This is a genomic window from Holdemania filiformis, assembly GCF_003459085.1.
Classification (GTDB): domain Bacteria; phylum Bacillota_I; class Bacilli_A; order Erysipelotrichales; family Erysipelotrichaceae; genus Holdemania; species Holdemania filiformis.
In genome coordinates this window covers 126071-139661 of the sequence record NZ_QRUP01000001.1, presented here as the reverse complement: position 1 = coordinate 139661, position 13591 = coordinate 126071, and the positions used below count along the sequence as shown (strand labels likewise).

The 13591-nt window shown below is 53.1% G+C and carries 11 protein-coding genes; 9 read left to right on the top strand and 2 right to left on the bottom strand.

The features are described from left to right. The first annotated feature begins 145 nt into the window (after positions 1 to 145). The gene (gene rpsO, locus DWY25_RS00650; RefSeq protein ID WP_039865027.1) at positions 146 to 412 is read left to right on the top strand and encodes a 30S ribosomal protein S15; all 267 of its coding nucleotides are present in this window, start codon (positions 146 to 148) and stop codon (positions 410 to 412) included. 174 nt (positions 413 to 586) lie between these two features. Here the strand turns inward: rpsO and DWY25_RS00645 are convergent, their stop codons facing one another. After that, positions 587 to 1831 (bottom strand): cation:proton antiporter, encoded by a 1245-nt coding sequence (locus tag DWY25_RS00645; protein ID WP_006060241.1) that lies wholly within the window; start codon positions 1829 to 1831, stop codon positions 587 to 589. A gap of 114 nt (positions 1832 to 1945) precedes the next feature. Here DWY25_RS00645 and DWY25_RS00640 point away from each other — a divergent pair, with 114 nt between their 5' ends. Then, a complete protein-coding gene (locus DWY25_RS00640; protein ID WP_117892380.1) occupies positions 1946 to 2839 on the top strand; it encodes a LysR family transcriptional regulator in 894 nt (297 codons plus the stop codon). On the opposite strand, the gene DWY25_RS00635 is transcribed toward DWY25_RS00640, so the two are convergent. Then, positions 2815 to 3696, bottom strand: coding sequence for a LysR family transcriptional regulator (locus tag DWY25_RS00635; protein WP_117892378.1), 882 nt, complete (start codon positions 3694 to 3696; stop codon positions 2815 to 2817). The two genes, DWY25_RS00640 and DWY25_RS00635, sit on opposite strands and share 25 nt — an antisense overlap. Positions 3697 to 3802: 106 nt before the next feature. Here DWY25_RS00635 and DWY25_RS00630 point away from each other — a divergent pair, with 106 nt between their 5' ends. The 7 genes from DWY25_RS00630 (at position 3803) to DWY25_RS00600 (ending at position 13440) form a co-directional block, all read left to right on the top strand. Then, positions 3803 to 5521 carry an ABC transporter ATP-binding protein gene (locus DWY25_RS00630; RefSeq protein ID WP_117892375.1) on the top strand — a complete coding sequence of 573 codons (1719 nt, stop codon included), beginning with the start codon at positions 3803 to 3805 and terminating at the stop codon, positions 5519 to 5521. Beyond that, positions 5518 to 7251, top strand: coding sequence for an ABC transporter ATP-binding protein (locus tag DWY25_RS00625; protein ID WP_117892372.1), 1734 nt, complete (start codon positions 5518 to 5520; stop codon positions 7249 to 7251). The genes DWY25_RS00630 and DWY25_RS00625 overlap by 4 nt, the downstream gene beginning before the upstream one ends. Before the next feature lie 440 nt (positions 7252 to 7691). Next, complete coding sequence (locus tag DWY25_RS00620) at positions 7692 to 8324, top strand: TetR/AcrR family transcriptional regulator (protein WP_117892369.1); 633 nt, start codon at positions 7692 to 7694, stop codon at positions 8322 to 8324. After that, positions 8321 to 9025: an ABC transporter ATP-binding protein gene (locus tag DWY25_RS00615; protein WP_117892366.1), complete on the top strand. Its 705-nt coding sequence runs from the start codon at positions 8321 to 8323 to the stop codon at positions 9023 to 9025. The genes DWY25_RS00620 and DWY25_RS00615 overlap by 4 nt, the downstream gene beginning before the upstream one ends. A gap of 2 nt (positions 9026 to 9027) precedes the next feature. Beyond that, positions 9028 to 12405: an FtsX-like permease family protein gene (locus tag DWY25_RS00610; RefSeq protein WP_117892363.1), complete on the top strand. Its 3378-nt coding sequence runs from the start codon at positions 9028 to 9030 to the stop codon at positions 12403 to 12405. Then, positions 12402 to 12692 carry a GIY-YIG nuclease family protein gene (locus DWY25_RS00605; RefSeq protein ID WP_181981627.1) on the top strand — a complete coding sequence of 97 codons (291 nt, stop codon included), beginning with the start codon at positions 12402 to 12404 and terminating at the stop codon, positions 12690 to 12692. Before DWY25_RS00610 ends, DWY25_RS00605 begins: the two co-directional genes overlap by 4 nt. Before the next feature lie 181 nt (positions 12693 to 12873). Next, positions 12874 to 13440, top strand: a complete 567-nt coding sequence (locus DWY25_RS00600) for a hypothetical protein (RefSeq protein ID WP_117892361.1) — start codon at positions 12874 to 12876, stop codon at positions 13438 to 13440. Positions 13441 to 13591 lie beyond the last annotated feature (151 nt).

Here is a 13591-nt window from a genome sequence, read left to right as displayed (position 1 = left end):
CTTCGTAAAGCCGGATTGGATGAAAATAAGACTTGTCAAGCGGGGGCGGTTTATGCTATGATTAACACGCTGTTGAACTGGGATGCACGATGACTCCGTCGGCACGCTCGGTCCATCAGGTCTTAACGATATAGGAGGAAAACACATGTTAAGTAAAGCAGAAAAGACCGCGATTATTAAAGATTACGCTCGTTTTGAAGGCGATACCGGTTCCGTTGAGGTTCAGGTTGCCGTTCTGACAGCTCAGATCAACCGCCTGACAGAACATTTAAAGGAACACAAGAAGGATTACCATTCCACACGGGGTCTGATGATGATGGTCGGCCGCAGAAGAAAGTTCTTAGCTTATCTGCGTGACACGGATATCAACCGTTACCGTGATCTGATTCAGCGCTTAGGCCTGAGAAAGTAAGGATGAAAGACAGCGTTTCACCACGCTGTTTTTTTATGCTTCGGACCGATTGGCGCGGTTTGTTTGCGAAGCCGGTATTTTCTACGGAAGAATAGCTGAATGGGAGACAAAAGAAAAGGAGTGGCAGCGAAGGGGATAACCCCAGACGTTGCCACTCTTTTCTGGTTAAGAGAGTCAGACCGCGGCCTGATGAGAATGCTTGTGATGGGCAGGATGCAGATTTTCTTTGGGAATGGATCCGGATAAGATTAGCGAGGTCTTCGCACACAGCGGACCGATGATTTCATACAGGATCGCCGTTGACAGAATGACCGTAGACAACAACGTTCCATATTCGCCAGGCAGGATCCGCTGGCCCAGGGCCGCTAAACCAATCGCGACGCCGGCTGACGGCACCAGTGCCAGGCCGAAATTATTTCGCGTTGCGGCCGGCGCCTGGATCAGGGTACAACCGATCCACGAACCGATCAGCTTGCCGACAATGCGGAAGAAGAAGAACCCCAGACCGATCAAGCCGACATAACGCAGTGCCGGAATATTCAGATTCATGCCGCTGACGACGAAGAAGATCGTCATGATCGGCGGGGTGAAGCTGCTGACCTGATCGAACAGCTGGATATCCTTAGACAAATTCAGATAGGCCGCACCCATTGCCATGCAGCACAACAGCGGCGAGACATCCAACGCGGTGCACAGCGCACTCATAATTAAGATCATCGACACCGCGATGATCAGACGGTTATCGTCGGAACGTTTTTCCGTAATCATCTTATGCATGATCAGACCGCAGCCGATGCCCATGGCCACCGCTAAACCGTTGGTTAAGACCGGCTCGATAAACACCATCAAATTCATCGCCGAGTGCTGAACCAGCGCTTCCGCGATCGCCGCGCAGACGCTGAAGGCAAGAATCGATACTGCATCGTCCAAAGCGACGACCTGCAGGATTAAATTGACGAAATCGCCCTTGGCCTGATACTGCCGGATCGTCATGATTGTGGAAGCTGGCGCGGTCGCCGATCCGATCGCCCCCAGTAAGAGCGCGAAGGCCAGCGGCTGGCGGAAGATCACAACCATCACGAAGATGATGACTACCGCGGCGATCAACGCTTCGCAGCACGTCAGGATCAGGATATTGATGCCATTGCGCTTCAACTCATGAAACAGAAAGTAGCGGCCGACGCCGAAAGCGATAAAGCCCAGCGCCACGTCGGTGACAAAACCGAGGCTGTTGATGATTTCCGTCGGGATCACGTTAAAGCAGAACGGCCCTAACAACACGCCGGTCAAAATATAAGCTGTCACATTGGGCAGCTTCAGCAGCTTTGTTACCCGGGTTAACAGAAACCCGCTTAACAAGATAATCGCCAGACACAGCCCCAGCTCGGAATTGGGCTGTAAATTAAATGAACTTAACATCGTTTGAATTCCCCCTTGTCGTTTCCTACTTGATTATATGAATCAAAGAGGATAAAATCAAATTATGAATATTTTATGTATTATAAATATATTTAATAATAGGAGGATGACCTGATGATTGATCCCAAGATTAAAACATTGCTAGCGTTAGTGGAATGCGGCAATTATACCAAAACGGCGAAACAGCTGGCTTTAACGCAGCCGGCGATCACCCATCACATCAAACTGCTGGAGGAGGAATTCGGCATTAAGATTTTTTATAAAAACCGCCGTCAGCTGGTTCCGACCCCGGAAGGCGAGGTGCTGATCAAGTATGCACGGCGGGCTTACGCGCTTTCCGAGAATCTGCGCCAGGCGTTAAGCGACGTCCGCAGCCAGGTGAAAAGCCTGACGCTGGCCATCACGCCGACCGCCCAGAACAACATCGTGCCGCATTTATTCGCAAAATACTGCAACGAACATCCTAACGTTCATATTAATATTATTACGGATAACATAAATAATATTTATAGTAAGCTCAAGATGTACGAGGCGGATCTGGCGATCATCGAGGGCAATATCACCGCTCCGCATTTCACTTCCATCCTGCTGGACACCGATTCGCTGTGCGCGGCCGTCTCGGTCAATCACCCGCTGGCCAAAAAGCAAAGCGTATCGCTGAGCGAACTGCGGAATGAAAACTTCATCCTGCGTTCTTCCAGCGCCGGTACCCGCAGTCTGTTTGAAAGTCATCTGATCTCACAGAATTTAAGCATCCATGATTTCAATGTGATCATGGAGATCGACAGCGTCGTCGTGATCAAAGAACTCGTCGCTTCCAACATGGGCGTTACGATCATCTCGAAAAATGCCTGCCGCAATGAGGTGCAGAAGAAAAAGCTGGTGACGCTGCCGATTGAAAACATGACGATGGTGCGCGAGATCAACATGGTGTATTACCGGGAATTCCGGCATCCGGAAATCCTGCGCGATATCCAGGCAATTTATACGTCGACCTTGGAATCCTGACGGAGAAAATCCAGAAACAATGCGGTCGCGGCGGAAAGCGGCCGCTTTTTCGACCAGATCAGACACGTCTTGGTGACGAGCCGATCGCAGGCGATCGGCTTGACGGACATCTGTGTCAGATCGATGAAGCCGGCTGAGGAATAGGGGACGATCGCCATGCCCAGCCCGGCCTGCGCCCATTGGATCGAAGTTCGGGCATCGTCATTAAGACAAAGCGGGGAAGGCGTGAAGCCTTCCTTTTCGCATTCTTCCGCTAACAGGGCCGCGAAACGACGGTAATAAACAAGCGGCTGATCCTTTAACTGCCGGATTGCGACCTGATCGTCCGGAAATGGATCCGCTTCCCGCCGGACGACAACGGCCAGCGGATCGGCGTCCAGCTCCAGGACGTGAACCGAAGCGTCGTAAAAGGGCGTGCGCACGATCGCCGCTTCAATCAGGCCAGCCGCCAGCTTATTCAATTGTTCAAACGTATTGCCTTCGTCGATCTGATAACGCATTTTCGGATGCCGGGCCGCGAAACGGAACAGTCTTGGATATAATAAGGAAGCGGCGGAGGAGGAAACCGCGCCCAAGCGCAGGACGCCCCCCTGTCCCTGGGCATAGCCGGTGATCTCCCGGCGCGTGTCTTCCGTCAGGCTGAGAATGTCCAAGGCCCGCTGATAAAAGCGTTCGCCGGCCGCGGTGAGTTGGATCCGCCGTGCTCCGCGGAAAAACAACGGTGTTCCGAGCTCCTGTTCCAGCTGCTTCATCGCCACACTGAGCGGCGGCTGGGATAAGTTCAGCGCGGAAGCGGCCTGTAAGATGCTGCCATGCTGGACAACGGCGACATAATATTCGAGCTGACGCAGTTCCATCGTGATCCTCCTATATGATTTAAGTATAGCTTATATAGTAAACCAATATTTTTTCTATATCAAGGGCGCTGGTATAATAAGTGAAGTCTGAAAGGAAGAAGTTTGTATGAAAACGATTGTTTCGTATTTTCGCTATTTTAAAAAAGAACTCGTGTTCGGCCCGTTGTTCAAGCTGGCGGAAGCAATTTTTGAGCTGTTGGTGCCGTTGGTGATGGCCCGGATCATCGACGTTGGCATCGCGCAGAAAGATCTGACTTATATATTGCGCCAGGGCGGCGTGATCGTTGGCTTCGCACTGGTCGGCATCGCCTGTTCCCTGACGTGTCAGTATTTTGCGGCGCGGTGTTCGCAGGGGATGGGCACGGAGCTGCGGCGGGCTGTGTATCATCAGATTAATTTATTCTCGGCCCAGCAGGTCAGTCAGTTTTCTTCTTCGTCGCTGATCACGCGCTTAACCAACGACGTGAATCAGGTCCAGCAAGCCGTTGCGATGTTGATCCGGCTGGCGATCCGGGCGCCGTTTCTGGTGCTGGGGTCGTTGACGATGGCGATGATGATTGATCGGACGATGGCGCTGATCTTTCTGGCGGCGATCGTTGTGATTGCTTTGGTTTTGAGCGTGTTGATGACGTGTTCCTCGCATTTTTTCAAGGCTGTGCAGCGGCAGCTGGACCGGATTTCGCAGATTACGCAGGAGAACCTCGAAGGTCAGCGCGTCATCCGCGCATTCTCGCGTCAGCGGTTGGAAACGCAGCGGTTTGACGAAGCTGCCCAGGCGAGCTATCAAGCATCGATGCGCGTCGGCTGGATCAGTGGTTTGTTTAACCCGGCGACGCAGATTGTCATCAATTTAGGCATTGTCGCGCTGCTTTACTGCGGCAGCTTTCAAGTCAACAGCGGCGCTTTGAGTCAGGGGAATCTGGTCGCACTGGTCAATTACATGACGCAGATGTTTCTGGCCTTGGTTGTTCTGGCCAATTTGTTTGTAATCTTCACGAAAGCCGCGGCTTCGGCCAGCCGGATTGAAGCGATCTTAAAAACAGAGCCGGCGATCACCGGTGGAATCACGGAGCTGTCAAAGGACAAGGACGCTGTGCTGGAGATGGATAAGGTCAGCTTCGGCTACAGCGAAGGGGAAAGTGCGATCGAACAGATCAGCTTTACAATTCAGCCGCACCAGACTGTCGGACTGATCGGCGGAACGGGCTGCGGCAAAAGCACAATCGTGCAGCTTCTGCCGCGGCTGATCGATCCGACAGCGGGCGAGATCTGGCTGGGCGGAGTGCCGCTGAGGGAACTTTCACTAGCGGACCTGCGCCGTCAGATCCGGATTGTGCCGCAGAAGGCGGTGCTGTTTTCCGGAACGATCCGTGAGAATCTTCGCTGGGGCAATCAAGATGCTGATGATGCGGCGTTATGGCAGGCGCTGACACTGGCGCAGGCCAGAGATTTCGTCGAAGCGATGCCGCAGGGACTGGATACGCTGCTGGTGCAGGGGGGCAAGAATTGTTCCGGCGGTCAGCGGCAGCGTTTGTGCATTGCCCGCGCGCTCGTGGGCCGGCCATCTCTGTTGGTGCTGGACGACAGCACCAGCGCGCTCGATTATCAAACCGACGCCCGGCTGCGGCAGTCGTTAAAAAAGATTGAGGGCAGTCCCGCGGTGCTGATCGTATCTCAGCGGATCGCCTCGATCCGGCACGCGGATTTTATCCTCGTGATGGATCAGGGCCGGCTGGTCGGCAAGGGGACGCATGAAGAATTGCTGGACAGCTGCGCGGTGTATCAGGAAATCGTCCGTTCACAGACGAGGGAGGATCAACGATGAGTCAGTCAGCTTTATTGCGGCGCTTACTGCGCTATGTCAAACCTTATGGCTTACTTTTGGGAATGGCGCTGGTCTTCGCGCTGCTGCAGGTTGCGATGACGCTGAGCGCGCCGGTGATCATCGGTCAGGCTGTCGACGCGATTGTGGCGGCGGGGCAGGTTGATTTTATCCGGGTCACGCAGACACTGGCCGCGCTGGCGGCCGTTGTGATTCTGGCCGCGCTCTTTCAGCTGTTGATGACCTGCTGCACCAACGCCTGCTGCTACCGGACGATCCGGGATCTGCGCATGCAATGCTTCGCGCAGTTTCACGCGCTGCCTCTAGCAACGCTGGACAAAACGCAGCAGGGAGATTTTATGAATACGCTGGTCAACGATATCGACGTGATCTCCGACGGTCTTCTGCAAGGCTTCACGCAGCTGTTTACCGGCGTGATCACAATTGTCGGTACGCTGGGCTTTATGCTTTCAATTCATCCGGGAATCACGCTGGCCGTCGTGCTCATCACGCCGCTGTCTCTAGGCGTCGCTTCTTTCATCGCTTCCCGCAGCTCGCGCTTGTTTAAGCAGCAGGCGCGGATTAAGGGGGAACTGTCCGGATTTGCCGAGGAACGGGTCAACGGACAGAGTCTGGTTGCGGCCTACAATCAGCAGGCAGCTTCGGAGGCGGCCTTTGATGAAATCAATCAGCGGCTTAACCAGGTTGGCACGCAGGTGCAGTTCATTTCTTCCCTGACCAATCCGTGCACGCGTTTCGTCAACAATCTGGCCTATGCGGCTGTCGGCATCATCGGCGCCCTGACGGCGCTGGGCGGCGGCATGAGCGTCGGTCAGCTGACTTCGTTTTTAAGCTACGCCTCGCAATATACCAAGCCGTTTAATGAAATCAGCGGCGTCGTTACCGAGCTGCAGGCCTCCCTAAGCAGCTGCGAGCGGGTTTTCCATCTGCTTGATCAGCCGCAGGAAAGCGATCAGGCGGATCAGGGGTTAGGAAAACAAGGCCGCGGCGAGCTGCAGCTGGAGCACGTATCATTTCGTTATCAGGCAAACGAACCGTTGATCGAGGATTTCAATCTCAGCGTCAAGCCGGGGCAGAAAATTGCGATCGTCGGCCCGACCGGCTGCGGCAAAACGACGTTGATCAACTTGTTGATGCGCTTCTACGAGATCGGCGGCGGGGTGATCCGGCTGGACGGCGTGGACACCCGCACGCTCAGCCGCAGTGAGCTGCGCGCCAACTTCGGCATGGTGCTGCAGGACTCCTGGATCTTCCGCGGCACAATCCGCGAGAACATCGCTTACGGCCGGCCTGACGCTTCGCTTGCGGACGTGGAGAAGGCCGCCCGGCAGGCGCATCTTGATTACTTTATCCATCAGCTGCCGCAGGGTTATGATACGCTGCTGGATGAAACTGTTTCGCTGTCGCAGGGACAGAAACAGCTGCTGTGTATCGCGCGGGTGCTGCTTTGCGATCCTAAAATTCTGATTTTAGATGAAGCGACCAGTTCGATCGATACCCGGACCGAGCTGTTGGTTCAGTCGGCGTTCGATCAGATGATGCAGGGCCGCACAAGCTTCATCGTCGCTCACCGCTTGTCGACGATCGAGCAGGCCGACCGGATTCTTGTAATGAATCACGGTCAGATTCTGGAACAGGGCAGTCACCGTGAACTTTTGAACCAGGGCGGCTTTTACAGTCAGCTCTACAACAGTCAGTTTGCGGGCGAATAAACCGGAAGGCCCGATGCTGAGGAGTACGGGAAAACGCAGCGACGCTTTTTCGCAGGAACCGTTTTGTAAGCGGAGTTCACGCTGAGAATCAGGTAAAGAAGATCTCCCGCTGGATAAAGCATCCCGGGGGATTTTTGTTTAAAAAGTTTCTAAGGATGAGGAAAGTCTGAAATCCGGATTTTGGATTAGGCGAGTCCTCTGTCTTATTCATTGGATGAAACAAGCCAGCGCTGAGCAATACCGGGGGCGATTTAAAAAATAAGTCGGGACAGAATCGGCGATCTGGACTAAAACAAGGGGCATAAACTAAAAGGGTCAGGATCAAAATTTCAGATTTTTGAATTTAGACACCCGGAAAGATCTGTCTATTTCAAACGATTGACAAAGCCAGTGAACAACCGTATATTATTAGTAACCGGAATAATGAACGGAGGTTTACTATGGCGCAGGTATTGAAAGAAATCCAGCGGGATAAAATTCTGGAAGCTGCCAAACAGGAGCTGCTGCAGTATGGCTATCGGGATGCTTCGATGCGCCGGATCGCCGCGCAGGCCAAGATGACGGTCGGTAATTTATACCGCTATTTTGAAAGCAAGGATCAGCTTATTCAGGCGATCACCTCGCCGGCGCTGACGCAGCTGGACCAGCTGGTGCGCAGTCTGACAGACGATCGGATTTCGCTGAACCAGACCAATACGTCGGTCGGTTTATCCATCGGCGAGCTGCGGCCGAAGATTGACCGCCTGGCTCGGGATCTAACTGAATTGTCAGTGCGGATGCCGCAGGAGATGCGGATTTTAATGCTGCACAGCGATCTGAGCGAACAGATCTCAAGCTGGCTTGTTTCGTTATTGGAAGTGCTGGCTAAAGAGTGGGCGTTGTTTCCATTCAACCGGGACGCTGAGTTTCACGCGCTGTGCCGGATGTTTTCCGCGTCGTTGTTCCAAGGCGTGCGTGAAGTCTTTTCCCAGGCCGGCGAGCTGGATCCAGATCAGCTTTGCGAAGTGCTGCGGATTTACTTCGGTTTGTTTCTGAATATGTTCAGTCCGGCTGCGAAAGGAGATCAACGATGAGCGAATTTATAGAATTCCGGGACGTCCGGAAAGTGTATAAGATGGGGGAAGTGGAGATCCCGGCGTTGGACGGGGTCAGCTTCCAGATCAAAAAAGGCGAATTTGTCGTGATTGCGGGCGCTTCCGGCGCAGGCAAAAGTACGATTCTGAATATTCTGGGTGGGATGGATACTTGTACCAGCGGCGAGATTCTTGTCGATGGCGAGGAAGTGTCCAAGATGGACGCCCGGCAGCTGACGACTTACCGGCGCTACGACATCGGTTTTGTCTTCCAGTTTTACAATCTGGTGCAGAATTTAACCGCTCGTGAGAACGTGGAGCTGGCCGTGCAGATCTGCAAGAATCCGCTGGACGTCGATCAGACGATCGAAGCCGTCGGTCTGCGGGAGCGACGCAGCAATTTTCCTTCCCAGCTTTCCGGCGGCGAGCAGCAGCGGGTTGCGATCGCCCGGGCGCTGGCGAAAAATCCAAAGCTGTTGTTATGCGATGAACCGACCGGGGCGCTGGATTACCAAACCGGCAAGTCGATTCTGAAGCTTTTGCAGGACACCTGCCGCCAGCAACAGATGACCGTGATCGTCATTACGCACAACCTGGCCCTGACGCCGATGGGGGATAAAGTCATCCGCGTTAAAAGCGGCAAGATCCGCTCGATTGAGGTAAACGAACACCCGAAACCGATCGAGGAGATCGAGTGGTAGGCATGCGCAGTCCTTTATTGAAAGACACGCTGCGGGAGATCCGGAAAACCAAGGGCCGGTTTTTCTCGATCTTCGGCATCGTCGCGATCGGCGTCGCGTTTTTCGCGGGTATTCTGGCTTCCGCGCCGGATATGAAATACACGGCCGACCGCTATTTTGACGATTACAATTTAATGGATTACCGCGTCGTTTCCAATTTCGGCATTACCGAGGACGACGTGCGTCAGCTGCGGCAGGTTGCGGGCGTGGAAGGTGTCCAGGCCAGTTATACGCAGGATGTGATCACACGGATCGGCTCCAAGGAGCTGGTTCTGAAAGTTCACGCGCTGGACTTGGCGCATCTAGATCCCCAGGATCCGGATTATATCAACCAGCTGGTTGTGACAAGCGGACGGCTGCCGGAAAAAAGCGGCGAATGCGTGATAGAGGAGGGCAAGATCGTCGTGTCCGGCATGAAGATCGGTGATACGATCCGCATCGAAAGCGGCACTTCCGATCCGCTGGACGACAGTTTCGGCCGCGATACATTCACGATTGTCGGGACGGTCAACACGCCGTACTACCTTTCCTATGAAAAAGGCACCAGCGCGATCGGCTCGGGCAGCGTCGATACCTATATCTATGTGCCGAAAAGCGATTTCACTATGGAGGTTTATACCGACGTCTATCTGACCGCCCGCGGCGCAAAGGTTTACAACAGCTATCAACAAGATTATTTCGACTACCTCGAGCCGTTAAGCGAAACGCTGACGACGCTGGGCAGCGAACGCGCCGAGCTGCGCCGGCAGTCGATTGTCAACGAGGCGATGAAGGAATATACGGACGGTCAGGCGGAATATGACGAAGCGCTGACAACATTCAATACCGAGATTGAAAAAGCGGAGAAAAAGCTGCAGGACGGGAAGGACGAGCTGTTAGTCGGACAGGCGACGCTGACTTCCAGCAAGGCGATGGCTGAGGCTCAGCTTAAACAAGGTGAAGCCCAGATCGAAATGATCCAGAAACAGATCGATACACTGACCGTTACCTATAATGAAAAGAAAAAAGAATATGAAACCGCCAATGCCCAGGCGCTGGCGCAGAAAGCGCAGCTGGAAAGCCAGATCGCTGAAAAACAGAAGAATCTGGCGGACAAGCAGAACGAACTGGCGCCGGCTCAGCAGGAACTGGACGAGCAGACGCAGAAACAGCTGGACCTCACCACCCGGCAGGTTGAGCTGGAAACTAAAAAAGCGCTCAATCAGACAGATCCGGAGAAATATCCCGCGCTGAGCGAGGAGGAAACGGCCGAACTGGAAAAAATCCCCGGCGAGCTGATTCTTATCAACGCCCGGATTGCGGAGCTGCAGGGAGAACTGGCGATTTTAACCCAGCTGGAAACTGAAATTGCGACGGCGCAGGCACAGCTGGATTTGATCAATCAGGGGTTAGAAGTCTCTGAGACGGTTCTCAAGACGATTGATGAACAGATCGTTTCCGCCAACGCCCAGATCGAGCAGCAGCGCCAGACGCTGGTGCAGGCCAAGGCGGATGCCGATAAACAGATTGCCGAGGGAGAAGCCAAGCTGAAGCAAGGTCAGAAAGAGGTTGCCCAGGGGGAAATCGACCTGGCTTTAAACAAAGCGGAAGGTCAAGCGAAGCTGGAGGACGCGCGCGAGGAACTGGTGCTGGCGAAGAATAAGATCGAACAGATCGAACAAGGCAAGTGGTATATTCTTGACCGGCAGTCGCATTACAGCTATATGGATTACAAGGGTGCCGCTGACCGCATGGCCGCGATCGCCAAGGTGTTTCCGGTGTTCTTCTTCCTGGTCGCGGCGTTAGTCTGCCTGACGACGATGACCCGGATGGTCGACGAACAGCGCTCGCAGATCGGTACGATGAAAGCGCTGGGCTACACGACCGGCCAGATCGCGTTTAAGTATGTCTTCTATGCCGCATTTGCGAGTCTGACCGGAAGTCTGGTCGGGCTGGCTGTCGGGTTGTTCGCTTTCCCGGCAATCATCTATACCGCGTGGTTAATGATGTACGTGCTGCCGCCGGTCCAATTTACGCCGCAGCTGCCGCTGATGATCGGTTCTACCGCGGCTTCCGTTTTAGTGACAACCTTTGCGGCGTTTGCGGCCTGTTATAAAGAACTGATCGAAACTCCGGCGCTGCTGATGCGGCCGAAAGCCCCGAAGCTGGGCAAGAAGATTCTGATCGAGCGGATGACGTTCTTATGGAAACGTTTCTCCTTCACTTCCAAGGTCACCGCGCGGAATTTATTCCGTTATAAAAAACGATTCTTCATGACGGTGCTCGGTATTTCCGGTTGCACCGCGCTGTTAGTCGCCGGCTTTGGCATCAAGGATTCGATCAGCCGGATCGTCAATTCCCAATTCGGCGAGATTTTCCAATATCAAGGCATCGCTTCCATGCAGAAGGATCTCGATGAAACCGCGAAGCGGCAGGTCTTAGATCAAATCAACGGCTTGGAAACCATCGACGATGCTCTGGACGTGTATCAATCCAACGCTGTTGTCTACCAGGGCAACGACAGCACAGAGGTGACGCTGGTCGTGACTTCCGATCCTGAACGGTTCCGTGATTTCGTGTCGCTGCATCCCCGTAAACAGCCGCAGGAAGAACTGCGGTTAAAGGACGGCGGCGTAGTGATTACGGAAAAAATGGCGAACGACATGAATCTGCATGTCGGCGATACGATCGAGCTGGAAAACGAGAAGGAGCTGCGCCGGAATGTTGAAATTACCGGAATCGCGGAAAATTATCTCAATCATTACGTCTACATGAATGCCAACGCATATAAGGAAACCTATGATCTGCGCGCCCAAAGCAACGCCGTTTTCCTGAAATTCAATCCTCAGATTGACGATGCGGAGCAGCGCAGCGGCCAGGAACTGTTGAAGAATGAGGATATCAGCTCGCTGTCGTTCTACACCGGGATCAAGGATAACTTCAACAACATGATCCGCAGCTTAAATTATATCGTGCTGGTGCTGATCATCTCCGCGGGCATGCTTGCATTTGTCGTGCTGTATAATCTGACCAATGTCAATATCAGTGAGCGGCTGCGGGAAATCGCGACGCTGAAAGTGTTGGGGTTCTATAATAAGGAAGTCAACACCTATGTGTATAAAGAGAACGTCATTCTGACGCTGATCGGCGCCCTTGTCGGTTTGGGACTGGGCAAGATTCTGCATTTAACGATCATGGTCGTCGTCGAGCTGGACAACATCATGTTCGGCCGTGTCATCCTGCCGCAGAGCTATGGGATATCCGTCATCATCACGGTGATGTTCGCCGTGATCGTCAATCAGGTGATGAAATCCAAGCTGCGCGCGATTCCGATGGTGGAATCGCTGAAATCGGTCGAATGATGAACGCCTGGGTGTATATTCTGGAATGTGCGGACGGCAGCTATTACACCGGCTGGACCAATAACGTTGAAAAACGTTTTCAGGCTCACTGCGCCGGCCGGGGGGCGAAATATACCCGCGCGCATCCGCCGTTGAAAATCGTTTATGTGAAAGGCTTTGAAGACAAATCCGCGGCGATGAAACACGAAGCCGCGATCAAGCGGCTGACACGGGCGCAGAAGACGGCGCTGATTGCGGAAACCGCCCCGGTAAAAATGAAAAAGATGACTCCCAATGCCGCTTCCTGAGCTTTGGGAGTTTGTTTTTCAAAGGGGGAAGGAAGCGCGGAAGGATCTGTAAATCAATTTGATAATATTTTGACAAATAATGTGAAATGTTTAGCAAATAAACTGGAAAACCGCTGGAAAAGGATTATAATGAAGGCAGAAAGAGGATCTTCCTTAAGAAGATCGCAAAGGAGGAGTTTTGATGAAACAGGTCATGTACGGGATTAAAATCGTGGATGTTAACGATTTTGGCGGTTGGATTGGCTACGAGCCTGTCAAGCAGGAAATGGCAGACGTCCTGAATCATCATCTGTACCTGTTTTTCCAAAATGAATATCATATCCGTCAGTTTGCGGAGGGCCGCAAGTTTGTGATCAATGTGAACGACGAGGATTTCCAAAAAGTCATCGGCAACGCCAAGATCTTAAAAGCAGTCGTGGAAATCGGCACGCCGTTAAGTATGAATGGTTATATGATCAGCGCTCCGGCTTATGCCCGCAACGTTGTAAAACCGCTGAGCCGGCTGACGCATTTTGTGCCGGAGGAAAAGATTTACACGTTCGCGGACGAGGAATACAAAACGCAGAAAACCGACTTCAATTACATTGCTGATCTGATGCGCCGGACTTCAATCGAACAGGTCAACCAGCTGATCGGCGGGATTTCCTTCGTCAACCAGAATCTGCTTTATCATTACCCGCATTATTTCATTCTGGGCGACGATCAGATTCAGATTCAGGACGACGACTACCAGATCGCGGTTGCTTAAGAAAAGGAGCGGATTTTCCTCGATGAGGGAGTCCGCTTTTCATATTCAGCCCCGCTGGAAAAGGGAGATGGCGATCAACTTCGGCGATTGTTCGGATTTGAAAGATCGCGGGCATATTGATTGCGAATTCAGACAATCCTTAGTACAATAG

Coding starts and splice junctions, on each gene's coding strand:
- rpsO (WP_039865027.1), top strand. CDS start 146: ATGTTAAGTAAAGCAGAAAAGACCGCGATTATTAAAGATTACGCTCGT.
- DWY25_RS00645 (WP_006060241.1), bottom strand. CDS start 1,831: ATGTTAAGTTCATTTAATTTACAGCCCAATTCCGAGCTGGGGCTGTGT.
- DWY25_RS00640 (WP_117892380.1), top strand. CDS start 1,946: ATGATTGATCCCAAGATTAAAACATTGCTAGCGTTAGTGGAATGCGGC.
- DWY25_RS00635 (WP_117892378.1), bottom strand. CDS start 3,696: ATGGAACTGCGTCAGCTCGAATATTATGTCGCCGTTGTCCAGCATGGC.
- DWY25_RS00630 (WP_117892375.1), top strand. CDS start 3,803: ATGAAAACGATTGTTTCGTATTTTCGCTATTTTAAAAAAGAACTCGTG.
- DWY25_RS00625 (WP_117892372.1), top strand. CDS start 5,518: ATGAGTCAGTCAGCTTTATTGCGGCGCTTACTGCGCTATGTCAAACCT.
- DWY25_RS00620 (WP_117892369.1), top strand. CDS start 7,692: ATGGCGCAGGTATTGAAAGAAATCCAGCGGGATAAAATTCTGGAAGCT.
- DWY25_RS00615 (WP_117892366.1), top strand. CDS start 8,321: ATGAGCGAATTTATAGAATTCCGGGACGTCCGGAAAGTGTATAAGATG.
- DWY25_RS00610 (WP_117892363.1), top strand. CDS start 9,028: ATGCGCAGTCCTTTATTGAAAGACACGCTGCGGGAGATCCGGAAAACC.
- DWY25_RS00605 (WP_181981627.1), top strand. CDS start 12,402: ATGATGAACGCCTGGGTGTATATTCTGGAATGTGCGGACGGCAGCTAT.
- DWY25_RS00600 (WP_117892361.1), top strand. CDS start 12,874: ATGAAACAGGTCATGTACGGGATTAAAATCGTGGATGTTAACGATTTT.